This is a genomic window from Streptomyces sp. NPDC050416, from assembly GCF_044458845.1.
Taxonomy (GTDB): Bacteria; Actinomycetota; Actinomycetes; order Streptomycetales; family Streptomycetaceae; genus Streptomyces.
Map to the genome: position 1 here is coordinate 141,139 of NZ_JBITII010000009.1, position 24,971 is coordinate 166,109.

Consider the following 24,971-nt stretch of genomic DNA (forward strand, 5'->3'; position numbering starts at 1 on the left):
CGGGCGCCGCGCTGCCATACTTACGAAGCCGTAGGTTACGGAACCGTAGGAAACACTGCGGGGTTCCCGTGACCGGCAACCCCCGTTCTCCATCCACATACCCTCCAGGGGACGCGTATGACCAGTAGTTCCGACGTGATCGAGAACGCCCCGAAGGCGTCCGGTCAGGCAACCGATCAAGCTCCCCCCGCCACGCTGGGCGGCGAGCAGAAGCGGTCCATCGAGCAGATCGCCCTCCTCCTCTTCATCACCGTCCCGTTCCTCGCGCTGCTGGCGGCGGTGCCGCTGGCCTGGGGCTGGGGTGTGAGCTGGCTGGACCTCGGTCTGCTGGTGTTCTTCTACTACCTGGGATGCCACGGCATCACGATCGGTTTCCACCGTCACTTCACCCACGGCTCCTTCAAGGCCAAGCGGCCGCTGAAGATCGCGCTGGCGATCGCCGGATCCATGGCGGTCGAGGGTCCGCTGGTCCGCTGGGTGGCCGATCACCGCAAGCACCACAAGTTCTCCGACGCGGAGGGCGACCCGCACTCGCCGTGGCGGTTCGGCGAGACGCTGCCGGCCCTGATGAAGGGCCTGTGGTGGGCGCACATCGGATGGATGTTCGACGAGGAGCAGACATCGCAGGAGAAGTACGCCCCGGACCTGATCAAGGACAAGACGCTCCGCGCGATCTCCCGCCAGTTCGTCCTGTGGACGGTCGTGTCCCTGGCCCTCCCGGCGCTGATCGGCGGGCTGGTCACGATGTCCTGGTGGGGCGCGTTCACGGCGTTCTTCTGGGGTTCGCTCGTCCGGGTGGCCCTGCTGCACCACGTGACCTGGTCGATCAACTCGATCTGCCACGCGGTGGGCAAGCGCCCCTTCAAGTCGCGCGACCGCTCGGGCAACGTGTGGTGGCTGGCGATCCTGTCCTGCGGCGAGTCCTGGCACAACCTGCACCACGCCGACCCCACCTCCGCGCGGCACGGGGTGATGCGCGGCCAGCTGGACTCCTCCGCCCGGCTGATCCGCTGGTTCGAAATGTTCGGCTGGGCGTACGACGTGCGGTGGCCGTCACGCTCACGTATCGATTCGCGCCGTAACACCGGGGAAGGCGGCTCCCGGCGCGGGAAGGAGCCCGTCAAGGCGGCATGATGGTCGCTGTGGCGACCGACTCGAGCAGCACCCCCAGCAACGACAAGCCGCGGCGAGTGCGTCGCACCCGGATGACCGGTGCCGAGCGCCGCCAGCAGCTGCTGGAGATCGGTCGCACGCTCTTCGCCGCGAAGGGTTTCGAGGGCACGTCGGTGGAGGAGATCGCGGCGAAGGCCGGGGTCTCCAAGCCGGTGGTGTACGAGCACTTCGGCGGCAAGGAGGGGCTGTACGCGGTGGTCGTGGACCGCGAGATGCGCCGCCTGCTGGACATGGTGACCAGCTCCCTCACGGCCGGTCACCCCCGCGAACTGTGCGAACAGGCGGCCTTCGCCCTGCTGGACTACATCGAGGAGTACACGGACGGTTTCCGCATCCTGGTCCGTGACTCCCCCATCCCCCAGTCGACGGGGTCCTTCGCCTCGCTCATCTCGGACATCGCCACCCAGGTGGAGGACATCCTGGGCCGCGAGTTCAAGAGCCGCGGGTTCGACCCCAAGCTGGCGCCGCTGTACGCCCAGGCCCTGGTCGGGATGGTCGCCCTGACCGGCCAGTGGTGGCTGGACGTACGCAAGCCGAAGAAGGCCGAGGTGGCCGCGCACCTGGTGAACCTGGCGTGGCACGGGCTGGACGGACTGGAGGCGAAGCCGCACCTGATAGGGCGCCGCAAGGCCTAGAGGATGTCCGCCTGGAGGGGTTCGAGGAACTCCAGGCGGTTGCCGGCGGGGTCGTGCGCGTAGAAGCGCTTGTGTCCCGGCAGGTCGGGGTCCCAGGTGATGGGCGCCCCGTGGGCCTCCAGCCGGGCGGCGTACGCGTCGATGCCCGTCACCCGCAGCCCGGGGTGGGCCTTCTTCGACGCCCGGAAGTCCTCCTCGATCCCGATGTGCAGCTGCACGGCACCGGCCTGGAACCAGCATCCGCCGCGGCGGGCGAGCGGCGGCGGCTTCGGGATCTCGGTCATGCCGAGGACACCGGTGTAGTAGGTCCGCAGTCGCTCCTCGCTGCCGGGCGGGGCGGCGAGCTGGACGTGGTCGAGAGCGGTGATCATCAGCGCTCCTTCCGGGCCACGGCGAACACCCTGCGGAACGGGAACGGCGTGCCGTGCGGCCCCGTCGGATAGGCGTCGCGCAGGGCGGCCCGGTACTCGGCGACGAACGCGTCCCGCGCCTCGGGGTCGTCGGCCAGGGCGTTCAGCACGGGCCGCAGGCCGGTCCCCTTCACCCAGTCGAGCACGGGGTCCTCGCCCTGGAGCAGGTGGATGTACGTCGTCTCCCACACGTCGGCGGCGCAGCCGAGCGAGCTGAGCCGCTCCAGGTAGGCCTCGGGGGTGTGGACGGCGTCGCCGTGGCGCAGGGTGCCCGCGAGCCGGTCGCGCCAGTGCGGTGCGTGCGCGAGGTCGCGCATGAGCCGGTGGCTGGGGGCGTCGAAGTTCCCGGGCACCTGGAAGGCGAAGGTCCCGGCGGGTTTCAGCGCGGCCACCCAGTCGGCGAACCGGTCGACGTGCCCGGGCACCCACTGGAGCGTGGCGTTGCTGACGATCAGGTCGCAGGGCTCGTCCGGCGTCCAGGTGCGGGCGTCGGCGTGGGCGAAGTCGAGACGGCCGCCGCCCGGGGTGGGCCCCTCGTGCTCCACATGGGCCTGGTCGAGCATCTCGGGCGAGTTGTCGTAGCCGGTGATCCGGGCGGTGGGCCAGCGGGCGGCGAGCAGCACGGTGACATTGCCGGGGCCGCAGCCGAGGTCGGCGATGCGGGGAGGGTCGCCGGGGAGGTCGGGGACGCGGGCGAGGAGGTCGGCGAAGGGGCGGGCGCGGTGGCCGACGTGGCGGAGGTACTGGGCGGGGTCCCAGGTGTGGGCGGCGGCTGGGGGCATGGGTCCTCCTGGTGTCCATGATGGCCGTACGGCACGCACACACAGCGTGACACCACACTTATCTCGACGTCAAGAAAGTGGATGTCAAGAGACTCTACGTCGACACAACCACTACACTGATCGTCATGGAGGACGAGGTCGACCGGCTGGTCGCAGCATGGCGCCGGGAGCGCCCGGACCTCGACGTCGAACCGCTCGAGGTGCTCAGCCGCGTGAGCAGACTGGCCCGGCATCTGGACCGGGCACGCCGGCTGGCCTTCTCGGAGCACGGCCTGGAGCCGTGGGAGTTCGACGTCCTGACGGCGCTGCGCCGCGCGGGCACGCCGTACCAGCTCTCGCCGGGACAGCTCCTCACCCAGACCCTGGTCACGTCGGGCACGATGACGAACCGCATCGACCGCCTGGCGAAGAAGGGCCTGGTGGAACGCCTCCCCGACCCCAGTGACCGCCGAGGCGTCCTGGTCCGGCTGACAGCCGAGGGCCGGGACCGCGCGGACCAGGCCCTGGCGGGTCTGCTGGACCAGGAGCGCGCGATCCTCGCGGAGCTCACCCGGGCCCAGCGCGGCGAACTGGCGGGGCTGCTACGCCAGCTGACCGCCCCGTTCGACAACATCCCCGGCTAGGTCGGCGGGGCCCACTCCGGCCCGCCGGGCCAGGGCGACGGCGGCGAGCGTGGAGTGCACGCCCAGCTTGCCCAGCACGTTCTGCATGTGCGTCCGCACCGTGTGCGGCGACAGGAAGAGGCGCTCGGCGACGGCCTTGCGCCCCAGCCCCGCCACCATGCACCGCAGCACTTCCCGCTCACGCGGAGTGAGGGACTCCACCAGCCGCTCGCTCTCCGTGCGGTGCTTGCGGGCGGCGGTCAACTCGCGCAGGACGCCGGTCAGCAGGGCGGGCGGCAGATGCGTCTCGTCCCGCAGCACGCCCCGGATGACCGTGAGCAGCCGGGACAGCGAGCAGTCCTTGGCGACCCACCCGCAGGCCCCGGCCTGAAGGGCGAGCGCGGCCCGTCGCGGGTCGTCCTTCTCGGCGAGCACGACGATCCGTACGTTCGGCTGCGCGGACCGCACGCCCGTGACGAGGGAGATCCCGTCCACGAGCCCGTCCTCGTTGCCCTCCTGCACGGGTACGGCCGGGCGGGCGCCCGGCACCTTGCCGCCCAGATCGGCGTCGACGAGCAGCACGTCGAACCGCCGCCCCTCGGCGACCGCCCGCTCCAGGCTGCGCAGCGCGGCGGGACCGCTGCCGGCCGCGGAGACCTCGACATCGGGCTCGGCGGCCAGGGCCGCCGCGAGTGACTCGGCGAAGATGCGATGGTCGTCGACGACCAGGACTCGGATGCGAACCACGTAACCCCCTTCCCCAGGCTCCTGAAGAGCAGGGGATACCCCATCGTCGGAAGACGGCACCGCGCGGGTACGACCCCGGGGTGCCCGGATCTGCTGCATCTGTCCGTCCGTCCTCACAGCAGTCCGGCCGGGTCGCCGCAGCCGCACGGCCGCCGCCGTGCAGAAACCGCTACCCCCACCCCGGGTGTCGTACCCGGCTGTCTCGCCCCCTGATCGGCACCGGCCCCCACCGGTGCTGTTCATCAGGGTACGGCCGGGGGCCCGGAGCGGAAGGTTATTTGCAGAACTGACTGCCCTGCGCGTTTATGGTGTGCCGCATGTTCCGTCTTGAGACAGAAGTCGACAAGGCCCGACGTGATCTGCTCCGTACACGCCTGCGGGAAACGAACACGGCCGCCTCTCCGGTGCTGCGCGCCCTGCGCGGGACGCCGGACGAAAGAGACGTCCCGTTGCACGTGTGGGCTGTGAACGACACGGACGACGGCCTGGCGGGCGGCCTCGTCGGCTACACGTGGGCGACCTGGCTCCACGTCACCTACCTGTGGGTCGACGAACGCCACCGGGGCCGGGGCATGGGTGCGCGGTTGCTCTCCGAGGCGGAACGCATCGCCGCCCGCGACCGCGGCTGCCGCGCGGCCCGCCTGGAGACATGGGACTTCCAGGCCCCGCGCTTCTACGAGAAGCAGGGGTACGAGGTGGTGTGCGCGGTGCCGGACTATCCACCGGGAATCACGGAGTACATGCTGACGAAACGGCTGGGCTGAGGAAGACCTCGTTGCCGTCGCGGTTCGGGCCACAGATAGCGTTTGGTTCGCTCGACTTGCCCCCCCACCTCAACGGGAGCACACAGTGAACCGCCCTGCTCGGCTCGTGACAGCCGCGCTCACCGCATCCGCGGCCCTGCTGCTGACCGCCTGCGGCTCGGGGGGAGGTGACGAGGCGTCGTCCGACAAGATCGCCGGTGCGGATTCGGCCGATTCGCCATCGGCTTCGCCGTCGGTGTCCGCGACGACGGACGGGATCGATCGGCCTGAGATCAAGCTGCCTTCGGACATGAAGCTGGTCTTCGAGGGGCAGCAGACGGGCGACTCCGTCAAGGACGCGATCCTGGCGGACAACGAGAGAACCGTCAGCACGGTGTGGCAGGCCATGGCCTACGGAGACATGAAGAAGTCGGGCATGGCCTTCTACTACACGGACAACGCGCTGGTGGGCATCTACCAGTATGCGAAGAGCGCCATCGCCAAGAAGACCAGCTGGGCCGGCACCCTGCGTTACTTCGACCGCCAAGTGACGCTGTTCGACAAGAAGTCGGCGGCTCTGACGTACTGCGTGGACGAGAGCAAGGCCGACCTCAAGAACCGCGAGACGAACAAGCTGCAAGGCACCAAGACCACGCCCAACAGCTACGTCTTCTACAACCTCGGCCTGAAGAAGAACGAGGACGGTGTCTGGCAGACGTGGGACCTCACCGAGGACCGGGGGTCGCAGAAGTGCCGGCCCTGAAGCGGTGCGTGGAGTGACCGCGCTCACTACGGCGCTGGTCGGCCTCGGGACACTTCCGGCCGCTGCTGGAGGATTCGACACCATCGGCCCCCAGGAGAGGAAAACCTCCGGCGACTCGTCCGGCCGGGCTCTGGAATCCCGCGTCACCATCAAGGTCCCGGGTTCCACGGCGAAGGACAGCGGTCCGATCACCTCTACGGCCGTGGACTGGGAGCCGCCGGCCTGCTGGTACGAGCCGTACTGGAAGGCGGAGGACTTCAAGACCTTCAACGAGGCCAAGTGGTCCATGTACGAGTCCACCGGCGGCGCACCCGAGGGCATCGCCGACCTCAAGGCGCGCTACAAGGGAGGCCACCCGTACAAGGACTTCAACGTCGACAAGAACGACAAGGGCATGTGGTGGGTGGCTGTCAGAAACCCGGAGATGAAGGACGACCCGGCGGCCAAGGCCTGCACGCGTGAACCCTTCTGGGTGGACAACGGCGAGAACCCCGGCGTCCCCCAGGCCATCGACACCGAGACGCTCGCCGGGCTTGCCCAGCAGCGGACCGTCGTGCCGCCGACCAAGGTGACCCTCGCGCCGAACGGCAAGTCCACGGTGAACGCTCCCACCTGGGTCTGGCTGGACAAGGGCACCTTCAAGCCGGTTTCCGTCACGGCGAGTCTGCCCGGGACCGGGCTGTGGGCGACCACGACCGCCAAGCCGGTGAGCCTGCACCTCGATCCGGGGACGGAGGACGCGGAGAGCCTCCCGGCGTCCGGTGAGTGCGGGATCAACGACGACGGGTCGATCGGAGAGCCGTACGCCAGGGGCAAGGCGGAGCTGACGCCTCCGTGCGGGGTGCGGTACCTGCTCTCGTCGGGGGACGGTTCCTACGGCCTCAAGGCGACTCTCACCTGGGACATCAGCTGGGAAGGCGCGGGTGGCACGGGCGGCGACCTGCCCAGCGGCACGTTCGCCACCACCACCGACGTGGCGGTCCAGGAGTACCAGGCCGTCAACCGCTGACGTCGCGGACAGACGATCGGGCGCCCTTCCTCCTGGAGGACAGGGCGCCCGGTCGATTCGTCAGCGCAGGCGGTGTGCGCCCGCCGACGGTACTGCCTCGAAGACGCGGGGTGTCTTGAAGCCCGCTGTGGTGAAGGCTTCCTGGATTGTCTTGGTGATCGGGTCCACGTCCGGCTCCTCCGCGAGGACGATCGCCGAGCCGCCGAAGCCGCCGCCGGTCATGCGGGCGCCCAGGGCGCCGGAGGTGAGGGCCGTGTCGACGACCAGGTCCAGTTCGGGGCAGGAGATGCGGAAGTCGTCCCGCAGGGAGGCGTGGCCCTCGACCAGAACCGGGCCGATCGCGCGCGTGTCGCCCGACTCCAGCAGGGACACCACCCGTTCGACGCGCTCGTTCTCCGTGACGATGTGGCGGACCAGGCGGCGGACCTCCTCCTCGTCACCGAGGCGGGCCAGGGCCGCGTCCAGGTCGGCGTAGGGGATGTCGCGCAGGGCGTCGACGCCGAGCAGCGCCGCGCCCTTCTCGCAACCCTCGCGGCGCTTGCCGTACTCGCCCTCGCTGTGGGAGTGCTTGACCTGGGTGTCGACCACGAGGAGGCGCATGCCCTCGGCCGCCAGGTCGAAGGGGATCTGGCGCTGGGAGAGGTCGCGGGTGTCGAGGAAGAGGGCGTGGCCCGCCTCGCAGCACGCCGACGCGGTCTGGTCCATGATGCCGACCGGGGCGCCCACGTAGACGTTCTCCGCGCGCTGGCACAGGCGGGCCAGTTGCCAGCCCCGGAGGTTCAGGGAGAAGAGGTCGTTCAGGGCCAGCGCCACGACCACTTCCAGCGCCGCCGAGGACGACAGGCCCGCGCCCGAGGGGACCGTGGAGGACAGGTGGATGTCCGCGCCCGTCACCGCGTGGCCGGCCTCGCGCAGCGCCCACACCACGCCCGCCGGGTACGCCGTCCAGTTCTTGTCCGACTCGGGGGACAGGTCGTCCAGGCGGAGTTCGGTGACCCCGCCCTCGACGTCCGCCGAGTGGAGGCGGAGCACACCGTCCTCGCGGCGTGCGACCGCCGCCACCGCCTGGTGCGGCAGGGCGAACGGCATGACGAAGCCGTCGTTGTAGTCGGTGTGCTCGCCGATGAGGTTGACGCGGCCCGGTGCCGCCCAGACTCCGTGCGGCTCGGCGCCGTACAGCTCCGTGAACCGCTCGGCGACCGCTCCGGCGGCCTCGTCGGCAACAGCCTCGCTCATGCCTGACCCCTGACCCTTCGTTCCGTACTAGTTGCCGCGCCGCTGCGCGAAGTCCCAGGCGTCCGCGACGATTCCGTCGAGGTCCGCGCGGGACGGGTTCCAGCCCAGTTTCTCGCGGGCCGTGGCGGCCGACGCCACCAGGACCGCCGGGTCGCCGCCCCGGCGGGGGGCGACCACTTCCGGGATCGGGTGGCCGGTCACCCGGCGGACCGTCTCGATGACCTCGCGGACGGAGAAGCCGTTGCCGTTGCCGAGGTTGCAGATGAGGTGCTCGCCGGGGGCCGCGGCCGTCAGGGCGAGCAGGTGGGCCTCGGCCAGGTCCGCGACGTGGATGTAGTCGCGCACGCAGGTGCCGTCCGGCGTCGGGTAGTCGTCGCCGAAGACGGAGATCGCCTCGCGCCTGCCCTGCGCGACCTGCAGGACGAGCGGGATCAGGTGGGACTCGGGGTCGTGGCGCTCGCCGTACGCGCCGTACGCGCCCGCCACGTTGAAGTAGCGCAGCGAGACCGCGCCCAGTCCGTGGGCCGCCGCCTCGCCGGTGATCATGTGGTCGACGGCGAGCTTCGAGGCGCCGTAGGGGTTGGTCGGGGACGTCGGCGCCGACTCGGTGATCGGGACCTGCTCCGGCTCGCCGTACGTCGCGGCCGTGGAGGAGAAGACCAGCTTGCGGACGCCCGCCTCGCGCATGGCCGCCAGCAGGGCCATCGTGCCGCCGACGTTGTTGTCCCAGTACTTCTCCGGCTTCACCACCGACTCGCCGACCTGCGAGAACGCGGCGAAGTGCAGGACACCGTCGAAGGAGGGGTCCAGCCACTTGGCGGCGTCGCGGATGTCGCCCTCGATGAAGGCCGCACCGGCGGGGACGCCCTCGCGGAAACCCGTGGAGAGGTTGTCCAGGACGGTGACCTCGTGACCCGCCTCCAGCAGGTGCTGGGCGACCACGCTGCCCACGTAACCCGCGCCGCCCGTCACCAGGTACTTCCCGCTCATGAACTCGCTACCTCTCGCAGTCGCTCGGCCGCGCGCTCCGGCGGCACGTCGTTGATGAACACGTTCATGCCGGACTCGGAACCCGCGAGAAACTTCAGCTTGCCGGAAGTGCGGCGGATGGTGAAAAGCTCGAGGTGGAGCGCGAAGTCCTCGCGCACGACCCCGTCGAACTCCTCCAGCGCGCCGAACGGGGCCTGGTGCCAGGCCGCGATGTACGGGGTCGGGGGCTCACTTTCACCGAAGATCCGGTCGAAGCGCCTCAAGAGTTCCAGATAAATCTTGGGGAACTCTGTGCGCGCGGCCTCGTCCAGCCCGAGCAGGTCGGGCACGCGGCGCTTGGGGTAGAGGTGGACCTCGTACGGCCAGTGCGCCGCGTACGGCACGAAGGCCACCCAGTGGTCGCCCTCCAGGACGACCCGTTCGCCGGCGAGTTCCCCCTCCAGGACGGCGTCGAAGAGGTTCTCCCCGCCCGTCATCTCCTTGTGGGCCGCGACGGAACGCAGCATCAGGGCGGTGCGCGGGGTGGTGAAGGGGTAGGCGTAGATCTGTCCGTGCGGGTGCTGGAGGGTCACGCCGATCTCGGCACCCCGGTTCTCGAAGCAGAACACCTGCTCGACGGAGGGGAGATGGGACAGCTCCGACGTACGGTCCGTCCACGCCTCCAGCACCAGGCCGGCCTGCTCCTCGCTCAGGCTCCCGAAGGACGCGTTGTGGTCGGACGTGAAGCAGACGACCTCGCAGCGGCCGGAGTCGCCGGCCAGCGAGGGGAAGCGGTTCTCGAACACGACGACGTCGTACGAGGAGTCCGGGATCTCGCTCAGCCGGTCGCCCTCGGAGGGGCACAGCGGGCACTCGTCGGCCGGCGGATGGTAGGTGCGGCCCTGGCGGTGCGAGGCGACGGCGACGGCGTCGCCGAGCAGGGGGTCGCGGCGGATCTCGGACGTGGTGACGGTGCGGTCCAGCGGGCGGCGGTCGACCGCGTCCCGCACGCTGTCGTCACGCAGGTCGTAGTAGATGAGCTCGCGACCGTCGGCCAGCCGGGTCGAGGTCTTCTTCACGCCGGACTCCTCATCCTTCAAACATAACCAAACATATCAAAACACGAGTCCCCTCAAGCGTCAACATCACAATCAAACAAAGAGCGTCAACAGACGTGTTCAATAACTGAAGACCGAGGCGTAGATTCCGCGAGGTATCGGTTCACGCAACGAAGCGAGGGCTCATGCATCCCCCCACGCATCCCCCCGTCCACCTGGCAGCCGAGCTGCGACTCCCCACGAACTGGCTCGACTACACGATCCTCGGCATCTACTTCGTCGTCGTCCTCGGCATCGGCTTCGCCGCCCGCCGCTCGGTGAAGACCAGCCTCGACTTCTTCCTCTCCGGCCGTTCCCTGCCCGCCTGGGTCACCGGTCTCGCGTTCATCGCCGCGAACCTGGGCGCCACCGAGATCCTCGGCATGGCCGCCAACAGCGCGCAGTACGGCGTCTACACCACGCACTGGTACTGGATCGGCGCCATCCCGGCCATGGTCTTCCTCGGCCTGGTGATGATGCCCTTCTACTACGGCTCCAAGGTCCGCTCGGTCCCGGAGTTCCTGCTGCTGCGCTTCGACAAGGCGGCGCACCTGCTCAGCTCGGTGCTCTTCGCCTGCGCCGCCATCCTCATCGCCGGCGTCAACCTCTACGCCCTGGCCATCGTCGTCGAGGCGCTGCTCGGCTGGCCGCAGTGGGTGGCCATCGTGGTCGCCGGCTTCTTCGTCCTGGCGTACATCACCCTCGGCGGTCTGTCCTCGGCGATCTACAACGAGGTCCTGCAGTTCTTCGTGATCCTCGCCGCGCTCATCCCCATCTCGGTGCTCGGCCTGAAGAAGGTGGGCGGCTGGGACGGCCTGTCCGACTCCCTCACCCGGTCCCACGGCGCCGACTTCATGACCTCCTGGGGCGGCACGGGCATCGGCAGCGCCAACCCGCTGGGCGCGAACTGGCTGACGATCGTCCTGGGCCTCGGCTTCGTGCTCTCCTTCGGCTACTGGACGACGAACTTCGCGGAGGTGCAGCGCGCCCTGTCGGCGAAGAACCTCTCGGCGGCCCAGCGCACCCCGCTCATCGCCGCGTTCCCGAAGATCTTCATCGTTTTCCTGGTGATGATCCCGGGGCTGGTCGCCGCGGTGCTGGTCCCGAAGATCGGTACGTCCGGCTCCGACCTGCAGTACAACGACGCGATCCCCTACCTGATGGAGCAGCTGCTGCCCAACGGGGTGCTGGGCATCGCCGTGACCGGTCTCCTCGCGGCCTTCATGGCGGGCATGGCGGCGAACGTGTCCTCGTTCAACACGGTGTTCACGACCGACATCTGGGCGAAGTACGTGGTGAAGGGGCGGGAGGACGAGTACTACGTCCGCTTCGGCCGCTTGATCACCGCGATCGGTGTCCTGGCCTCCATCGGCACGGCGTTCCTGGCGTCGTCCTTCTCCAACATCATGAGCTACCTCCAGACGCTGTTCTCCTTCTTCAACGTGCCGATGTTCGTCGTCTTCATCATCGGCATGTTCTGGCGGCGGACGTCGATGAAGTCCGGCTTCTGGGGTCTGCTCGCCGGCACCACGGCCGCGATGGTCAACTACTTCGTCCTCTACAAGCAGGACATCGTCGACATCCCCTCCGACCAGGGGGCCAACTTCGTCTCGGCCATCGCGGGGTTCGTCGCCGGCGCGGTCGTCATGGTGGTGGTGTCGCTCTTCACCGCGCCGAAGCCGGCCGAGGAACTCCAGGGGCTGGTCTACGGCACGACCTCGCCCGGCATGGCGGAGCCGCCGGCGCCGGGGGACGAGGCCTGGTACCGCAAGCCGGCGCTGCTGGGCTGGGGCGCAGTCGTCCTGGCCGCGGCCTGCTACATCCCGTTCTCGTTCTGACCCAGGGAGGCTGACAGAACATGTCCGAGTTCTATTCCGAGAAGGACGTGCAGCGGGAAGTCACCGAGCTGCAGGGCAAGTCGGCGACGGCCGCGCGGCTGTTCGACATCCGGCGGATCATCGGTGGGCTGTTCGTGGTCTACGGGGTGATCGTCACGATCGCGGGGATCACGGCGTCCGATGCGGACCTCGACAAGGCGGAGGGCGTGAACATCAACCTGTGGACCGGGCTGGGGATGCTCGCGCTGGGGGTGTTCTTCCTGGTCTGGCTGAAGCTGAGGCCTGTGGCACCTCCGCCGCCGGGGGACGATGAGCGTGTGGAGTAGCTCTGTGTTGTGCGGTACTCGGCGTTGGTGCTGAGGCCGGGTGGGTGCGCGACTCGGCGCGACGAGGTGCCGCTGCGCCCACCCGTGCCGCCTGGGGGCACCTCCCAGGCCCTTAAGGCACTGGGGGAGGCACGACTGCCCGCAGCTGGGGCGGCGTTACGGCTCCTGGTCCGGGGCCCGGGTGAGTGGGGTTGCCCTGTCCAGGAGGCCCGTTCGGGCTGCCAGGGCCGCTGCTTCCAGGCGGGAGCCTACGCCCAGTTTCATCAGGACCCGTTGGACGTGGGTGCGGGCCGTGGAGGGGGCGATGCCCATGCCCGCCGCGATCAGGCGGGTGTCCTCGCCGTCGGCGACGCGGACCAGGACCTCGACCTCCCGCGGCGTGAGCATCGACAGCAACCGCTGGCCCTCGTCGTCCGGTTGGGCCGCCGGGTTGAGCAACTCGCTGAACGCGCCCTGCAGCAGTTGCGGCGCCACCGCCGCCTCCCCCGCCCGGGCCTTCATGATCGCCCGCTCGACACCCTCTATGCGCTCGTCATGACGTACGTAGCCGGACGCGCCGGCAGCGAAGGCGGCCGCGATGCCGCGCGGGCTGGGCACCGGCCCCAGGACCAGGACCGCCACCTGCGGACGCTCCCGCTTGATCCGCACCACCGGGTCGAAGATCCCCGGCTCCGCCGGCGTGGCCGTCCCCAGCAGGCACACCTCCGGCGCCCGTGTGATCACCAGCTCCGCCGCCCCCGCGGCCGGCGCCGCCGCGGCCAGCACCCGGTGCCCCCGCAGCTTCAGCGCCGAGGCCAGCGCCTCCGCCAGCAGTCGGTGGTCGTCGACCACCATGAGCCGCACTCCCATCGAGTAACCCCCCAGTCACCCCGGTCCCCCCAGATGGAAGCCCCCCGGCTCCCCCGCCTTCATGCCCCCGGAAGCTACACGCTTGTTCGACGTTGCGCTCCCCCTACCGGCGAGAATCGCCCCGATCGTCGAAATTCCTCTCATACGAGGTTGACCGAACCAAACGCGAACGGTCCCGCCCCTGGACAGGGACGGGACCGTACCCGCACTCAGTCGATCACAGAGCGGACACCGGGCGATCAGCTCGTACCGAAGCCGACCGCCAGGTACTCCTTCTCCCTCGTGCTGCTGGTCCGCTTGCTGGCGTACATCTTGGACATGAACAGGTGCCCATCGCCGTACAGCAACTCGGAGTACTCCGGCGACATGCCCGCCTCCACGTCCCGCACCGAGTCGTTCGCCGGGTTTTCCAGCAGCTTCGTCTGCTTGAAGCTGCCCCCGTCGATGCTGACGATCTGCCCGCCCTTGTCGTACGGCGGCCGCTTGTACGCGATCAGGTTGCCGCCGTCCATGCGCAGCGGCGAGATCCTGTAGCCGTCGCCCGCGTCGGCCCGCTGCCCGGTCTGCTCGCCGGTGCTGAGGTCGAAGGCGACGATCTCGTTGGTCTGGCTGTACTCGCCGGTGCCGTCGTGCTCCTCGGTCGGCACGTACAACCGGTCGTTGCCGACGGCCAGCTGGGTGCAGTACTCGATGCGCGTGACACCCTCGCAGCGGGCCGCGAACTGCTCGCCCGGCGCGGAGATGCGCGTGCGCAGCTTGCCGGTCTTGTTGTCGATGGAGAAGAAGTCGGAGATGCCGCTGCCGTCGCCCGCGGAGTCGCCGACGTCGGCGGCCACGACGAGCGGGTCGGTCGACACGATGCTCGCGTACTCGATGCCCTGGGTCATCTTGTACTCCGAGATCACCTTCCCGGACTTCGGGTCGATGGTCTGGATGTGCAACTGCCGCTGCTCGTACGTGCCGCACTTGCGCACCGCGACCAGCTTCGCGCCGCCGCCGTACCCGGCGTCGTAGCAGGAGTCGGTCGGCTTCGGGCTCCACAGGAGCTTGCCGGACAGGTCGAAGGCGGCACCGCCGCTGGTGCTGCCGACGGCGACGGTGTTGCCGCTGATCGTGACGTTGTCGAAGCTGATCAGCTGGTCACCGGTCTTGACGGTCTTCGTCCACAGCCTCTTGCCGGCGTCGAGATCGATCACGGCGAGCTGGCTGCACCCGTGCGACGGGTCGGCCTTGGTCGGCATCGCGGGCTGGTAGAGGATCGCCGTCTTGTTGTCGTCCGTGACGTGGCGGCCGGCCTGGCAGACCGGGCCGTCCAGCGGGATCGTCCACTGCTTGGCGCCCTTGTCGCGGTCGTAGCCGACGATCTCGGCGACGCCGCTCTTGGCGTACGTCTTGTCGGTGAGCCACGAGCCGGAGACGACGACCGTGCTGTCGTTCTTCACTTCGGGCATCGGGACCTGGAAGAGGACCTTGGCGCCGGTGTCGGCCGGGGCCTTCTCCTTGCCGCCGGAGGTGGTGCCGCCGTTGTCGTCGTCCGTGCCGCCGGTGGTGCCGCCGGAGCTGGCCGTGTCGTCCTTCTTGCCGTCGTCCTTGGACGTCGAGTACCAGACACCGCCGCCGACGGTCAGGGCGATCGCCACGACCGCGGCGACGATGATGGCCGCCTGCGCGTTGAACTTCCGTCCGCCGCCCGGCTGTCCGGGCTGCGGCTGGAGCGGCATGGTCGGCTGCTGATAGCCGTAACCGGGCTGGCCGTATCCCGGCTGGCCGTAAGGCGCCTGCGGCGGCTGCTGGCCGGGATAGCCGTAGCCGGGCGGCGGCTGGGGCGCCTGTGGAGCCCCCTGCGGATAGCCGTACCCCGGCTGCGGCTGCTGCGCGGGCGGCGGGGGCGGCGTCTGCGGAGCCTGCGGGTAGCCGTACCCCGGCTGCGGGGGCTGGTCCTGGGGCGGCCCGAAGCCACCCCCGGGCGGGGGCTGTTGAGGCGGCGGAGGCGGCGGCTGGGTCATGGCGTGAGTACCTCGGGGAGGGGGACGGACGACGAAGGCGAAGGCAGAGGAGGAAGAGGAAGAGGAAGAGGAAGAGGAAGAGTCACTTGCCGTAGGCGAGCATCAACTTCTCCTTCGTGTCGTCGTTTCCGCTCAGCCGGGTGGTCGAGATGTAGAAGCGCCCGTCGACCCAGTCGGTGTCCTTGGAGAAGAAGCCGTTCTCGATGTCCGCCGCACCCTGGGGGTTCTGGAGCAGCTTGACCGGCTTGTGTCCGCTGCCGCCGGTCGGGATGGCCACGACCTGGCCGCCCGCGTCGTACGACGGCTGCACATAGGCGATGAGCTTGCCGCCCTCGACCTTCATCGGCAGCATCGATTCGTCGGCCGGGGACTTCACCCGCCACTTCTCCTTGCCGTCGGCGAGGTTGACCGCGACGATCTCGTTCGCGCCGGTGGTCGCCTCCGTCGGGAGGTAGAGCGTGGTGTCGTCGACGGCGACGCCCTGGCAGCCCTGGAGGTCGCGTTCGAGGATGGCCCAGCCGCACTCGGGGGCGAAGTCCTCGTCGAAGCCGACCTGCGAGCGGAACTTGCCGCCGGAGGTGAAGGTGGAGATGTTCCAGGCCTTCTTGTCCTTGTTGGTGCTGTAGACGACCAGCGGACTCACCGAGTAGGTGCGCGCGACCCGCCAGCCCTTGTCGAACGGCTGCGTCCACTTGGCGTCGCCGGTGCGCGGGTCGAGCTCCTGGACCTCGTCGTGCTCCTTGGAGGTGCCGGCACCGCAGGAGGAGACGGCGATCAGCTTCTCGCCGCCGGCGAAGGCGGAGGGGAAGCAGGAGGCGCCGTACTTCTTCTTGTCGAAGAGCTTGTCGCCGCTGGTGACGTCGTAGGCCGTGCCGGACTGGGAGCGGCCCACCATCAGCGTCTTGCCGGTGATGGACAGTTCGACGGAGAGCGTGGAGTCGAACAGGGCGCCGTCGGCGATCTCCTGCTTCCAGCCCTTGTCGCCGGTGCCGAGGTCGATCTCCTGGAGCTGGTTGCACTTGGCGCGGTCGCTGCTGCCGCTCATGTACGCGACGAAGATCTTGTCGTCGGACGTCTTCTGCGGGGTCGTCGCGCAGATCTTCTGCGGGAACGTGATCGCGTCCCAGGTGGGCTTGCCGTCCGCGACGTTGTAGGCGAAGAGCTGCTTGTACGCCGCCTTCACCGCGGTCTTGTCGGTGATCCACATGCCGGCGGCGTCGGCGCCGGAACCGGGCGCGTCGGGCGCCTCCTTGTACCAGAGGACCTTCGCCTCGCCCGCCTGGCGGCCCTCGTTGAGGTTCTCCGGGTCCTCGCCGCCGTCGCCGCTGCCGTCACCGGGGTTGACCGGGGCGGAGGAGTTGGGCTTGCCGTCGTCGGTCGGCTGGGCGACGGGCTTCTTCTCGTCCTTGCCGTCGTCGCCGCCGGTGACCGCCCACACGGTGCCGCCGACCAGGAGCAGCGCGGCCACGGCGGCGCCGATGATCAGGGCGGGCTTGCCCTTGAAGGGGTTGCCGGAGCCGCCCCCGGGCGGGGTGCCGGGCGCGCCGGGATACTGCGGCTGCTGCGGGTAGCCGTAGCCGGGCTGGCCGTAGGGTCCCGGCTGCTGCGGCTGGCCGTAGGGGCCGGAGTTGTAGGGTCCCGGCTGCCCGTACGGCCCCGGCTGCCCGTACGGCCCGGGCTGCTGCGGGGGCTGCTGGGGATAGCCGTATCCGGGCTGCGGCGGCCCCTGCGGGGGCGTCTGGGGCGGTCCCTGGGGCGGCGGCGGGGTCTGCGGCGCCCCGAAGCCACCGCCCTGCGGAGGCTGGTTCTGCGGTGCTCCGAAGCCACCGTGCGGTGGCTGATTGGGCGGCTGAGTCATCAGCGGCTCCCCCGTTCGATCACTGATTTTTAGCCACGCCCTGAGGTACGCGTTGGGCTCAGAGTCGCTTCATAAAGTTCTAAGACGGCTCTTTCTATCACTCCGTTCCGACGCCGGACCGGGCCGTATCGTCCCCTGTTCCCAAGGGAGGACCGGCCCGTGATGCCGTCGTTATGCGCCTTCACACACCCTTCACGCGTCCTCGGCGAGTTCCAGCCAGCGCATCTCGAGCTCCTCGCGCTGACCGGCCAACTCGCGCAGCTCGGCGTCCAGTTCGGCCACCTTCGAGAAGTCCGTGGCGTTTTCGGCGATCTGGGCGTGGAGCTTGGTCTCCCTCTCGGAGACCTTGTCGAGCTGCCGCTCGATCTTCTGGAGTTCCTTCTTGGCGGCGCGCTGGTCGGCGGCGCTCTTCTCCGGGGCGGCGGTCCGCGGCGCCGCGGCGGTCGCCGAGGCGGCCGCGGCCTCCTCCATGCGCAGCCGCCGCTCCAGGTACTCGTCGATGCCGCGCGGCAGCATCCGCAGGGTGCCGTCGCCGAGCAGGGCGAACACCCGGTCGGTGGTGCGCTCGATGAAGAACCGGTCGTGGGAGATGACGATCATCGAGCCGGGCCAGCCGTCGAGCACGTCCTCCAGCTGCGTCAGCGTCTCGATGTCGAGGTCGTTGGTGGGCTCGTCGAGGAAGAGGACGTTGGGCTCGTCCATGAGCAGCCGCAGCAGCTGGAGCCGCCGCCGCTCACCGCCGGACAGGTCCCCGACCGGCGTCCACTGCTTCTCCTTGGTGAAGCCGAACGTCTCGCACAGCTGCCCGGCCGTCATCTCCCGCCCCTTGCCCAGGTCGACGCGCTCGCGCACCTGCTGCACGGCCTCCAGCACGCGCGTGGCCGGGTCGAGTTCGGCGACCTCCTGGGAGAGGTAGGCCAGCTTCACGGTCTTGCCGACGCGGATGCGCCCGCCCGCGGGCTGGGCCTCGCCTTCGGTCCGGGCCGCCTCGGCCATGGCCCGCAGCAGGGAGGTCTTCCCGGCGCCGTTGACGCCGACGAGACCGATCCGGTCGCCGGGCCCGAGCTGCCAGGTGACGTGCTTGAGGAGCACCTTGGGGCCGGCCTGGACGGTGATGTCCTCCAGGTCGAAGACGGTCTTGCCGAGCCGCGTGGACGCGAACCGCATCAGTTCGCTGCTGTCCCGGGGCGGCGGTACGTCCTTGATGAGCTCGTTGGCGGCCTCGACGCGGAAGCGCGGCTTGGACGTACGGGCCGGTGCGCCGCGCCGCAGCCAGGCCAGCTCCTTGCGGACGAGGTTCTGCCGCTTGACCTCCTCGGTGGCGGCGATGCGCTCGCGCTCGGCCCGGGCGAAGACGTAGTCGGAGTAGCCGCCCTCGTACTCGTAGACGTCTCCGCGCTGGACGTCCCACATGCGCGTGCACACCTGGTCCAGGAACCAGCGGTCGTGGGTGACGCAGACGAGCGCGGAGCGGCGGTTCTGGAGGTGCCGGGCGAGCCAGGCGATGCCCTCGACGTCGAGGTGGTTGGTGGGCTCGTCGAGGACGAGCAGGTCCTGCTCCTCGATGAGCAGCTTCGCGAGCGCGATGCGGCGGCGCTCACCGCCGGACAGCGGACCGATGACGGTGTCGAGCCCCTTGGGGAACCCCGGCAGGTCGAGCCCGCCGAACAGGCCGGTCAGGACGTCCCTGACCTTGGCGACACCCGCCCACTCGTGGTCGGCCATGTCGCCGATGACCTCGTGGCGGACGGTGGCCTCCGGGTCGAGGGAGTCGTGCTGCGTGAGCACGCCGATGCGCAGTCCGCCGGAGTGGGTGACGCGCCCGGTGTCGGCCTGCTCCAGCCTGGCGAGCATGCGGATCAGCGTGGTCTTGCCGTCGCCGTTGCGGCCCACGACGCCGATGCGGTCCCCTTCGGAGACGCCGAGGGAGACGCCGTCGAGCAGGGCACGGGTGCCGTACACCTTGCTGACGTTCTCGACATTGACCAGGTTGACGGCCATTTCTCTCCTGACGAGGGGGGTGGATCGACCCTCCAGGGTAGTCGGGCGGCGGGGTGCTCCGACCGGGGTGTTCAGGAGTGCTCGGCGGCCTCCTGGCGGCGCTGGTACCGCCACACGTCCAGCAGCCGTTCGTCGTCCCGCGACTCCTCGCCGACGGGCCCGATCCGGTGCTGGGCCTCCACGCAGCGCGGATCGTCGCGGTAGGCCAGGCCGGACACGGCGCAGATGCGGATCGGCTGCCGCTCGTCACGAGTGAGCGCGACCAGCGCGTCCCCGACCTCGGGCTCGCGCCCCCGGTAGTGCGCGAGCCAGCGGCACGCCGCCTCGCGTACACCGGGGTCCTGGTCGCGGGCCAGGGTGAGTACGGCGGTGAGGCTCTCGGGGCTGGCCAGGGACCGGCCGTCCTCGGACTGCCGCAGGGCGTCCGTGACCAGGGCGCGTACCCGGGAGTCCGGATGGGCGAGGTGTGCCAGGCCGACCGCCTCGATCTCCGGGGCGCTGTCGTGGGTCATCGCCTGGAGGATGATCGCCAGCACCTCCGGGTCCTCCTCCTGTTCGGCCCAGGGCACGAGCTCCCTGCCCCGGTTCCAGAAGGGGTCCCTTCCCGCGACGAAGTCCCCGAGGATCAGGAACAGCAGGATGTCGGCGGCGAGCAGACGGTGCAGCCGGTCGGGGTGGTTGAGGAGGTCCCTGGTCCACTGCCAGGTCTCCTCGTCGACCCGGCGGCCCAGCGTGAAGACCACGTCGAACCACACCAGGTGGTCCCGGTCGGGGTGGGCGAGGGCACGCGCGACCAGTTCGTCGAAGGACGTACGGATCCCGTAGCGCTCTTCCATGGAGGTGAGCACCGCCCGGTGCTCGTCGCGCACGGTCAGCCCGCCGAGCGTGAGCTGCTCGCACCAGCAGCCGACCTCGTCGTCCTCGACCCGGATCCGCTCGACGGGCCCGGTGAGGCCGGTGAGTCGGCGCAGCTCCGCCTCCACGCCCGTCTCCACCCAGTGCCGGGCGCGGGCCAGCAACCCGTCGCGCTCCGGCGCGGGGAGCGGCACCCGGTGGGAGGCGAGCGCGTAGACCATGTGATGTGACCCGCCGTCCACGGCCCGCAGCAGCGGGGTGCTCGCGTCGGGCAGCCGGCGCAGGGGGTCGGCACCGGCCTGGAGCAGCGCTTCCGCCACGGGTTCGTCGTACGCCGCCACCGCCCGGCACAGGACCGGGAGGCCGTCGTCGAGGGTGTCGGGCTCGGCCCCGGACTCCAGCAGTGCCCGGACCTCGTCCGCGTCTCCGCGCCGTACGGCCGCGACCAGTTCCTCCACGCGTGTCCCCCGGTTCCGCAACGACCCGGGGGAGCCTAAGTGCAGGGCACCGGCCGCCGCACGGGATTAACGCCCGGCGACCGTGGCCCCGGGGGCCGGACCGGAGGCCGTCCGCACGGTCCGGCACGTGCCGGACGCCACCAGTGCCTGTGCCACCGCGGCGGCCGACTCCAGGTCGCGGACCAGGAACGCGGTGGTCGGGCCGGAGCCCGAGACGAGAGCCGCGAGGGCACCGGCGGCGCGGCCCGTGGCCAGGGTGCCGGCGAGTTCCGGGAAGAGGGAGAGGGCGGCGGGCTGGAGGTCGTTGGAGACGGCGGCGGCGAGCGCGTCCGGGTCGCCCTTCGCCAGGGCGGCGAGGAGTTCCTGGGAGGCGACGGGCTCGGGGATGTCCGTGCCCTCGCCGAGCCGGTCGAACTCCCGGAACACGGCCGGGGTGGACAGGCCGCGGCCTGCCATCGCGAACACCCAGTGGAAGGTGCCTCCGACCTCCAGGGGCGTCAGCTGCTCGCCCCGCCCGATGCCGAGGGCCGCCCCGCCGGCCAGGCTGAACGGCACGTCGCTGCCCAACCCGGCGCAGATGTCGAGGAGTTCCTCCCGGGAGGCGCCGGTCCCCCACAGCGCGTCGCAGGCGACCAGCGCGCCGGCGCCGTCCGCGCTGCCGCCCGCCATGCCGCCGGCGACGGGGATGTCCTTGGCGATGTGGATGTGGACGTCGGGCGTGCGGCCGTACCGCCCGGCGAGCGCCTCGGCCGCCCGGGCGGCCAGGTTCGTACGGTCCAGGGGGACCTGGTCGGCGTCCGGGCCCTCGCAGGTGAGGCGGAGCTCGTCGGCCGGGGTGACGGTGACCTCGTCGTAGAGGCCGACGGCGAGGAAGACATTGGCCAGGGGGTGGAAGCCGTCAGGGCGGGCGGGGCCGACCGCCAGCTGGACGTTGACCTTGGCGGGGACCCGGACCGTCACGCTCACGCGGACTCCTCCTGCTGGGACTGCTTCTGCTTGTGCTCGGCGATCCGCGCGAACTCCTCCACGGTCAGCGACTCGCCCCGCGCCTGCGGGGAGACCCCAGCGGCGACGAGAGCCGCCTCCGCTGCGGCGGCGGACCCGGCCCAGCCGGCGAGCGCGGCCCGCAGCGTCTTGCGGCGCTGGGCGAAGGCGGCGTCGACGACGGCGAACACCTCGCGCCTGGAGGCCGTCGTCTTCAGCGGCTCGGCCCGGCGGACGAGGGAGACCAGGCCGCTGTCGACGTTCGGCGCGGGCCAGAAGACGTTCCGCCCGATGGCACCGGCCCGCTTGACCTCGGCGTACCAGTTGGCCTTGACCGACGGGACGCCGTACACCTTCGAGCCGGGCGGGGCGGCGAGGCGGTCGGCGACCTCCGACTGGACCATGACCAGGGTGCGTTCGATGCTCGGGAAGGCTTCGAGCATGTGCAGCAGGACCGGGACGGCCACGTTGTAAGGGAGGTTGGCGACCAGCGCGGTCGGGGCGGGGCCGGGCAGCTCCGTGACGTGCATCGCGTCGGAGTGGACGAGGGCGAAGCGGTCGGCGCGGTCGGGCATGCGGGCCGTGATGGTGGCGGGCAGGGCGGCGGCGAGCACGTCGTCGATCTCGACGGCGGTGACGCGGTCGGCGACCTCCAGCAGGGCGAGCGTCAGTGACCCGAGGCCCGGGCCTACCTCGACGACCACGTCGTCGGGGTGGACCTGTGCCGTGCGGACGATGCGGCGGACGGTGTTCGCGTCGATCACGAAGTTCTGGCCGCGTTGTTTGGTGGGGCGTACGCCGAGGGCTGTCGCGAGTTCGCGGACGTCGGCGGGGCCGAGGAGGGCGTCGGGGGCGGGGCTGGTCACGGGGACAAGGGTACGGGGGGTTCGGGGGCCGGGTTTCCTGGTGCTCGGCGATGGTGCCGGGGGCGGGGCGTTGCGCAGCCCGGCGGTGCGGGGCTGCTCGGCGATGGTGCTGGGGTCGGGTGGGTCCGCAGCCCGGCGGTGCGGGGTGCGGCTGCTCCCACCCGTGCCGCCTGGGGGCACCTCCCTGGCCCTTTAAGGCACTGGGGGAGGCACGACTGCCCGCAGCTAAGGCGGCCACGGCAGCGTGCGGCAGCTGGGTGGGACCGGCGCCCGCAGGCTGGGTCACCCGTGCAAGCGGCCCCCGCAGTGCGGCCAAGGGCTGGCTCCCCGCCGTTCGTACAGCTTCTTCGCGCGGTAGGTCTGTTCCGCCGCCGGGGCGTCCTGGGGGCGGCCCTTGCCGCCGAGGGTCTGCCAGGTGTGGGTGTCGAACTGGTACAGGCCGCCGTAGGTGCCCGACGAGTCGACCGCGTCGGGGCGGCCACCGGACTCGCAGGCCGCGAGGCCCTGCCAGTCCAGGTGGTCGGCGCCCTCGACGGACGCCGGTCGCGGCTTCGTGCCGACCTTCACCAGCTGCAGGCGCGGTTCGCGCACCACCTCGGACCTGATCCGGCGCGGCTTCTGCTTGACGCCGTTGACGGTGCGCACGGAGTAGGTGACCCGGCGCAGGCCGGGCCGGCCCGCCTCCTCGACGACCTCCGTGCCGCGGAACAGGGTCGGGTCGTCGGTCCGCCGCACCTGGAACGGGATCGGCTCCTCACGGACCTCCCTGCCGCCGGTGATCCGCAGCACCGTGACGGTCTGCCCGTCGCGCGGGAAGCTCCCCTGCGGGACCGACGTGGTGTCCTGGCCGCGCAGGGTGATCCCGGCCTCCTCGACGGCCTCCCGCACGGTCGCCGCGTTGGTGCGGACGGTGCGGGCCCGGCCGTCCGCCATGATCGTGACCGTGCGCTCGGTCCGCACGTCCAGCGCGAGACCTTCCCGCCCGATACGCCGAGAGCGCGAGGTGGACACGTACGCGCCCTCCTGTCGCACCCCCAGCTGCCGGAGCGCCCCCTCCACGGTGTGCGCCGTCGTCCACACCTCGCTGCGCTGTCCATCGAGGGTGAGCCGCACGGGGCGGCCGTAGCGCACGGCGACCTCGTCGCCGCTGGCGATCTCCGTGCCGGGGCGGGGCGCCACCACGTCGTGGGCGCCGAGGTCGACGCCCTCCTCGGCCAGCAGCTCGGTGACGTCGTCGGCGAAGGTGTGCAGCGTGCGCGCCTTGCCGTCGACGTTCAGCTCGATGGCCTTGTCCTTGGCGACGAACGCCGTGGTGCCGCCCGCCAGGAAGGCGACGACCAGGGCCTGCGGGAGCAGCCGCCGCATCGAGCCGTCGCCCGGCCGCTCGGCGTACCGCGCCTTGCGCCGGTGCGCGGACCGCCGGTGCGAGCCGGTGCGCGAGGCGGCGCGGGCTTCGGCGCGCGCCTCCGCGCGCGAGGTGCGCGGGGCAGGCACCTCGTAGGCGGGCCGGTAGGTGTCCTCGTAGGCGGCGGGCGCCGCGGGAGTCGTCCCGTACCCGAGCGTCTCGGCGCTGTGCGGATCGGCGGGCGGCGCGTCGGAACCGCCGTACAGCGTGTCCGCGTAGGCCGGGCCGGCCGGCTCGTAGGCCTTGTGCGCCTCGTACGTCTCGTACGTGTTGTACGTCTCGTATGTCTCGTACCGCGAGTTGCTCACGCCGACACGCTCCAGGGGCCGGAGGGGGTCCAGAGGGGTCCGGATCGGGCCCCCAGAACCTAGCGGAGCGTTCGTCACTCTCCAAAGCGACGCGACTACGCACAGTCGTACGGTGAGGCGGGAGGGAGGGTCAGTAACCGAACGCCCGTGCCGTGTTCGCCGCGAGAGCCGTCGCCAGCGTGTCCTCGCCGATGCCGCGCACCTCGGCCATGGCCCGCACCGTGATCGGCACGAGGTACGGGGCGTTGGGCCGGCCGCGGTACGGCACCGGCGTGAGGAAGGGCGCGTCCGTCTCCACCAGCAGCAGCTCCAGCGGGGCCACCGCCACCGCGTCCCGCAGGTTCTGGGCGTTCTTGAAGGTGACGTTGCCGGCGAAGGACATGAAGTAGCCGGCGCTCGCACAGATCCGCGCCATCTCGGCGTCGCCGGAGTAGCAGTGGAAGACGGTCCGCTCGGGGGCGCCCTCCTCCTTCAGGACGCGCAGGACGTCGTCGTGGGCCTCGCGGTCGTGGATGACCAGGGCCTTGCCGTGCCGCTTGGCGATCTCGATGTGGGCGCGGAAGGACCTCTCCTGCGCCTCCTTGCCCTCGGGGCCGGTGCGGAAGTAGTCGAGGCCCGTCTCACCGACGCCCCTGACCTGCTCCAGCGCGGCCAGCCGGTCGATCTCGGCGAGCGCCTCGTCCAGGGCGGCCTGGCCGCCGGATTCGCGGGCGCCCTGCCGCGACCGGCCTCCCCCAGCCCCAGGGGGCTGGGAGGTGCCCCCAGGGTCACCGTGGACGATCCGGGGCGCCTCGTTCGGGTGCAGGGCCACCGTCGCGTGGACGGCGTCGTACGCCGCCGCCGTCTCGGCCGCCCAGCGGGAGCCCTTGAGGTCGCAGCCGACCTGCACGACGGTCGTCACTCCGACGGACGCCGCCTTCGCCAGCGCCTCCTCGACCGTGCCGGACTGCATGTCCAGGTGGGTGTGGGAGTCGGCGACCGGCACCCGGAGGGGTTCCGGGAGCGGGGGCGCGGCGTGCTTGCCGGAGTCGTTCGAAGACATGCCCCCGAT

General features: G+C 70.8%; 23 protein-coding genes. 8 read left to right on the plus strand and 15 right to left on the minus strand.

Annotated features, from left to right (window positions below; genetic code table 11):
- Window positions 1-117: 117 nt before the first annotated feature.
- A complete protein-coding gene (locus tag ACIBL4_RS26935) occupies window positions 118-1,134 on the plus strand; it encodes an acyl-CoA desaturase (protein ID WP_399414388.1) in 1,017 nt (338 codons plus the stop codon).
- Window positions 1,131-1,808 carry a TetR/AcrR family transcriptional regulator gene (locus ACIBL4_RS26940; protein ID WP_037668217.1) on the plus strand — a complete coding sequence of 226 codons (678 nt, stop codon included), beginning with the start codon at window positions 1,131-1,133 and terminating at the stop codon, window positions 1,806-1,808. The genes ACIBL4_RS26935 and ACIBL4_RS26940 overlap by 4 nt, the downstream gene beginning before the upstream one ends.
- On the opposite strand, the gene ACIBL4_RS26945 is transcribed toward ACIBL4_RS26940, so the two are convergent.
- Both ACIBL4_RS26945 and ACIBL4_RS26950 read right to left on the minus strand, forming a co-directional pair.
- The gene (locus ACIBL4_RS26945) at window positions 1,805-2,179 is read right to left on the minus strand and encodes a VOC family protein (RefSeq protein ID WP_399414389.1); all 375 of its coding nucleotides are present in this window, start codon (window positions 2,177-2,179) and stop codon (window positions 1,805-1,807) included. The two genes, ACIBL4_RS26940 and ACIBL4_RS26945, sit on opposite strands and share 4 nt — an antisense overlap.
- Window positions 2,179-3,000 carry a trans-aconitate 2-methyltransferase gene (locus tag ACIBL4_RS26950; RefSeq protein ID WP_399414390.1) on the minus strand — a complete coding sequence of 274 codons (822 nt, stop codon included), beginning with the start codon at window positions 2,998-3,000 and terminating at the stop codon, window positions 2,179-2,181. Before ACIBL4_RS26950 ends, ACIBL4_RS26945 begins: the two co-directional genes overlap by 1 nt.
- A gap of 125 nt (window positions 3,001-3,125) precedes the next feature.
- Between ACIBL4_RS26950 and tamR the strand changes: the two genes are divergently transcribed.
- Entirely contained in the window at window positions 3,126-3,623 is a 498-nt protein-coding gene (gene tamR, locus ACIBL4_RS26955; RefSeq protein WP_010035221.1) for a MarR family transcriptional regulator TamR, read from the plus strand.
- Here the strand turns inward: tamR and ACIBL4_RS26960 are convergent.
- Entirely contained in the window at window positions 3,582-4,349 is a 768-nt protein-coding gene (locus ACIBL4_RS26960) for a response regulator transcription factor (protein WP_356926358.1), read from the minus strand. The genes tamR and ACIBL4_RS26960 overlap by 42 nt on opposite strands.
- A gap of 305 nt (window positions 4,350-4,654) precedes the next feature.
- Here ACIBL4_RS26960 and ACIBL4_RS26965 point away from each other — a divergent pair, with 305 nt between their 5' ends.
- From ACIBL4_RS26965 to ACIBL4_RS26975, 3 genes are all read left to right on the plus strand, one after another.
- Window positions 4,655-5,113: a GNAT family N-acetyltransferase gene (locus ACIBL4_RS26965; RefSeq protein WP_399414391.1), complete on the plus strand. Its 459-nt coding sequence runs from the start codon at window positions 4,655-4,657 to the stop codon at window positions 5,111-5,113.
- Between the two features lie 85 nt (window positions 5,114-5,198).
- Window positions 5,199-5,855, plus strand: coding sequence for a hypothetical protein (locus tag ACIBL4_RS26970; protein WP_399414392.1), 657 nt, complete (start codon window positions 5,199-5,201; stop codon window positions 5,853-5,855).
- 13 nt (window positions 5,856-5,868) lie between these two features.
- Window positions 5,869-6,864: a hypothetical protein gene (locus ACIBL4_RS26975; protein ID WP_399414394.1), complete on the plus strand. Its 996-nt coding sequence runs from the start codon at window positions 5,869-5,871 to the stop codon at window positions 6,862-6,864.
- A 60-nt stretch (window positions 6,865-6,924) separates the two neighbouring features.
- On the opposite strand, the gene galK is transcribed toward ACIBL4_RS26975, so the two are convergent.
- The 3 genes from galK to galT are packed head-to-tail and all read right to left on the minus strand — an operon-like array spanning window position 6,925 to window position 10,148.
- Window positions 6,925-8,100, minus strand: a complete 1,176-nt coding sequence (gene galK, locus ACIBL4_RS26980) for a galactokinase (RefSeq protein ID WP_399414395.1) — start codon at window positions 8,098-8,100, stop codon at window positions 6,925-6,927.
- Window positions 8,101-8,127: 27 nt separating this feature from the next.
- A complete protein-coding gene (gene galE, locus ACIBL4_RS26985; RefSeq protein WP_399414396.1) occupies window positions 8,128-9,090 on the minus strand; it encodes a UDP-glucose 4-epimerase GalE in 963 nt (320 codons plus the stop codon).
- Window positions 9,087-10,148, minus strand: a complete 1,062-nt coding sequence (galT, locus tag ACIBL4_RS26990) for a galactose-1-phosphate uridylyltransferase (RefSeq protein ID WP_399414397.1) — start codon at window positions 10,146-10,148, stop codon at window positions 9,087-9,089. Before galT ends, galE begins: the two co-directional genes overlap by 4 nt.
- Before the next feature lie 164 nt (window positions 10,149-10,312).
- Here galT and ACIBL4_RS26995 point away from each other — a divergent pair, with 164 nt between their 5' ends.
- A complete protein-coding gene (locus tag ACIBL4_RS26995) occupies window positions 10,313-12,004 on the plus strand; it encodes a sodium:solute symporter family protein (protein WP_399414398.1) in 1,692 nt (563 codons plus the stop codon).
- 20 nt (window positions 12,005-12,024) lie between these two features.
- On the plus strand, window positions 12,025-12,330 hold the full coding sequence (locus ACIBL4_RS27000; protein ID WP_399414399.1) for a hypothetical protein: 306 nt from the start codon (window positions 12,025-12,027) through the stop codon (window positions 12,328-12,330).
- Window positions 12,331-12,486: 156 nt separating this feature from the next.
- Here the strand turns inward: ACIBL4_RS27000 and ACIBL4_RS27005 are convergent, their stop codons facing one another.
- The 9 genes from ACIBL4_RS27005 to ACIBL4_RS27045 all read right to left on the minus strand — a co-directional run bounded on the left by ACIBL4_RS27005 (window position 12,487) and on the right by ACIBL4_RS27045 (window position 24,962).
- Window positions 12,487-13,179, minus strand: a complete 693-nt coding sequence (locus ACIBL4_RS27005) for a LuxR C-terminal-related transcriptional regulator (RefSeq protein ID WP_397619368.1) — start codon at window positions 13,177-13,179, stop codon at window positions 12,487-12,489.
- A gap of 239 nt (window positions 13,180-13,418) precedes the next feature.
- Entirely contained in the window at window positions 13,419-15,185 is a 1,767-nt protein-coding gene (locus tag ACIBL4_RS27010; RefSeq protein ID WP_399414400.1) for a PQQ-binding-like beta-propeller repeat protein, read from the minus strand.
- Window positions 15,186-15,267: 82 nt separating this feature from the next.
- The gene (locus ACIBL4_RS27015) at window positions 15,268-17,043 is read right to left on the minus strand and encodes a PQQ-binding-like beta-propeller repeat protein (protein WP_399414401.1); all 1,776 of its coding nucleotides are present in this window, start codon (window positions 17,041-17,043) and stop codon (window positions 15,268-15,270) included.
- 192 nt (window positions 17,044-17,235) lie between these two features.
- Window positions 17,236-19,044 carry an ABC-F family ATP-binding cassette domain-containing protein gene (locus ACIBL4_RS27020; RefSeq protein WP_399414402.1) on the minus strand — a complete coding sequence of 603 codons (1,809 nt, stop codon included), beginning with the start codon at window positions 19,042-19,044 and terminating at the stop codon, window positions 17,236-17,238.
- 71 nt (window positions 19,045-19,115) lie between these two features.
- Window positions 19,116-20,357: a hypothetical protein gene (locus ACIBL4_RS27025; RefSeq protein WP_399414403.1), complete on the minus strand. Its 1,242-nt coding sequence runs from the start codon at window positions 20,355-20,357 to the stop codon at window positions 19,116-19,118.
- A 66-nt stretch (window positions 20,358-20,423) separates the two neighbouring features.
- Window positions 20,424-21,323 (minus strand): 4-(cytidine 5'-diphospho)-2-C-methyl-D-erythritol kinase, encoded by a 900-nt coding sequence (locus ACIBL4_RS27030; protein ID WP_399414404.1) that lies wholly within the window; start codon window positions 21,321-21,323, stop codon window positions 20,424-20,426.
- Window positions 21,320-22,207 (minus strand): 16S rRNA (adenine(1518)-N(6)/adenine(1519)-N(6))-dimethyltransferase RsmA, encoded by an 888-nt coding sequence (gene rsmA, locus ACIBL4_RS27035; protein WP_399414405.1) that lies wholly within the window; start codon window positions 22,205-22,207, stop codon window positions 21,320-21,322. Before rsmA ends, ACIBL4_RS27030 begins: the two co-directional genes overlap by 4 nt.
- Before the next feature lie 282 nt (window positions 22,208-22,489).
- Window positions 22,490-23,920: a ubiquitin-like domain-containing protein gene (locus tag ACIBL4_RS27040; protein WP_399414406.1), complete on the minus strand. Its 1,431-nt coding sequence runs from the start codon at window positions 23,918-23,920 to the stop codon at window positions 22,490-22,492.
- Between the two features lie 130 nt (window positions 23,921-24,050).
- Entirely contained in the window at window positions 24,051-24,962 is a 912-nt protein-coding gene (locus tag ACIBL4_RS27045; RefSeq protein ID WP_399414407.1) for a TatD family hydrolase, read from the minus strand.
- Window positions 24,963-24,971: the final 9 nt, after the last annotated feature.

Excerpts from the sequence above, each read along its gene's own strand:
- ACIBL4_RS26995 (WP_399414398.1), top strand. The coding sequence starts at position 10,313 with ATGCATCCCCCCACGCATCCCCCCGTCCACCTGGCAGCCGAGCTGCGA.
- galE (WP_399414396.1), bottom strand. The coding sequence starts at position 9,090 with ATGAGCGGGAAGTACCTGGTGACGGGCGGCGCGGGTTACGTGGGCAGC.
- ACIBL4_RS27010 (WP_399414400.1), bottom strand. The coding sequence starts at position 15,185 with ATGACCCAGCCGCCGCCTCCGCCGCCTCAACAGCCCCCGCCCGGGGGT.
- galK (WP_399414395.1), bottom strand. The coding sequence starts at position 8,100 with ATGAGCGAGGCTGTTGCCGACGAGGCCGCCGGAGCGGTCGCCGAGCGG.
- ACIBL4_RS27015 (WP_399414401.1), bottom strand. The coding sequence starts at position 17,043 with ATGACTCAGCCGCCCAATCAGCCACCGCACGGTGGCTTCGGAGCACCG.
- ACIBL4_RS26935 (WP_399414388.1), top strand. The coding sequence starts at position 118 with ATGACCAGTAGTTCCGACGTGATCGAGAACGCCCCGAAGGCGTCCGGT.
- ACIBL4_RS27045 (WP_399414407.1), bottom strand. The coding sequence starts at position 24,962 with ATGTCTTCGAACGACTCCGGCAAGCACGCCGCGCCCCCGCTCCCGGAA.
- ACIBL4_RS27005 (WP_397619368.1), bottom strand. The coding sequence starts at position 13,179 with ATGGGAGTGCGGCTCATGGTGGTCGACGACCACCGACTGCTGGCGGAG.
- ACIBL4_RS26945 (WP_399414389.1), bottom strand. The coding sequence starts at position 2,179 with ATGATCACCGCTCTCGACCACGTCCAGCTCGCCGCCCCGCCCGGCAGC.
- tamR (WP_010035221.1), top strand. The coding sequence starts at position 3,126 with ATGGAGGACGAGGTCGACCGGCTGGTCGCAGCATGGCGCCGGGAGCGC.
- ACIBL4_RS26940 (WP_037668217.1), top strand. The coding sequence starts at position 1,131 with ATGATGGTCGCTGTGGCGACCGACTCGAGCAGCACCCCCAGCAACGAC.
- ACIBL4_RS27000 (WP_399414399.1), top strand. The coding sequence starts at position 12,025 with ATGTCCGAGTTCTATTCCGAGAAGGACGTGCAGCGGGAAGTCACCGAG.
- ACIBL4_RS26965 (WP_399414391.1), top strand. The coding sequence starts at position 4,655 with ATGGTGTGCCGCATGTTCCGTCTTGAGACAGAAGTCGACAAGGCCCGA.
- ACIBL4_RS26950 (WP_399414390.1), bottom strand. The coding sequence starts at position 3,000 with ATGCCCCCAGCCGCCGCCCACACCTGGGACCCCGCCCAGTACCTCCGC.
- ACIBL4_RS27020 (WP_399414402.1), bottom strand. The coding sequence starts at position 19,044 with ATGGCCGTCAACCTGGTCAATGTCGAGAACGTCAGCAAGGTGTACGGC.